The sequence below is a fragment of the Tindallia californiensis genome (genome assembly GCF_900107405.1).
GTDB lineage: Bacteria > Bacillota > Clostridia > Peptostreptococcales > Tindalliaceae > Tindallia > Tindallia californiensis.
On the sequence record NZ_FNPV01000025.1, the window covers coordinates 1 to 1,342 of the forward strand.

The following is a 1,342-nucleotide window of genomic DNA, read 5'->3' on the forward strand; positions in this document are numbered from 1 at the left end:
GGTAGTGTAAACTTAAACACTACTTTTTAGATTTACTTGCTTTATATTGCAAAGGTTTCAAAGTTTTTTTGTAATAAAAAACAATGACCCCCCATTTCTTGATATAATTGAAGTTCCTCAACAACAATTTCAATAAAGAAAGGTTGGTCATTGTGAACTCCATTATAACTCATTTACTTGTCTATATTCAATATCTTGAAAAAGAACTTTCTACTCTGCTACTCTTTATTTCGAAAAATATTCCACTCAGGCAGTGGCAGTTTGAGGATTCGAACTCTCCTAAGTACCACAAACTCAAGATTGATAAACTTCCACGGATCCTCAAATTTGAACAACAGGATTACCGTTTCTTACTAGCGTATTATCAGGAACGTTACCAAAAAGAACTCAAGCCCGTGAAGCGTCAGCTGGGTAAAGACATTCCTACCGATACCTGCTGTCCCCGTTGTCAGGCGCCTCACCAATATCTTTACGATAATAACGGCGGTAACGGACAGTTCCAGTGCAAGGTTTGCAAGCAGACTTTTGTGACCGGTGAAAACGTTCGAAAACCCATTACCCTTGCCTGTCCTCACTGTGGCCATACCTTAACACCTAAGAAAGATCGTAAACACTTTCGAGTTCACAAATGCGTAAATAAGAAATGTTCCTATTATCTTCAGCACCTGAAAAAGCTTCCCAAAGATCTTCCTGTAAAGGATCGCCATCAATACAAGCTTCACTATATTTATCGAGAGTTTACTCTGGACTTCTTTGCCATGGATTTACTTTCGCTACCTAAGCGGGCTTCCAGCTTTAAGTTCCGAAAACAAAGCGCCCATATCATGGGACTGGCCCTTACCTACCATGTGAATCTCGGCCTATCTCTTCGAAGAACCGCCCAGGCCCTTAAAGAGGTCCATAATGTTCAGATATCCCATACTCAAGTAGCTTATTATGCTCAAACGGCTTCCGTGGTTATTAAGCCCTTTGTGGATCAGTATGACTATCAACCCTCCACGCAGATAGCGGCTGACGAAACCTATGTTAAGGTCCGTGGTCTTAACGGTTACGTCTGGTTTATCATGGACATTATCTCACGCTCGATCCTTGGCTACCAGGTATCCGATAATCGTGGTGTAGGACCTTGTATACTTGCCATGCGTCAATCTTTTGCAAAGTTCAAGACCTTCCCAGGTAAAGCCCTGCGGTTTGTGGCAGATGGCTATTCTGCTTATCCCTTAGCCGCTCAACAGTTTTCCCTTCATGAAAACAAATCTTTTGATGTTACTCCTGTTATTGGACTTTCCAATGATGATCCGGTTTCCAGAAAATTTCGCCCTTTTAAGCAGCGAGTAGAGCG

General features: G+C 41.9%; 1 protein-coding gene. It reads left to right on the forward strand.

What is annotated here, in order from left to right; genetic code table 11:
- Nucleotides 1-152: 152 nt before the first annotated feature.
- Nucleotides 153-1,342: IS66 family transposase (locus BLV55_RS14415; protein ID WP_242870142.1), on the forward strand; the 1,190-nt coding region annotated here is incomplete at its 3' end.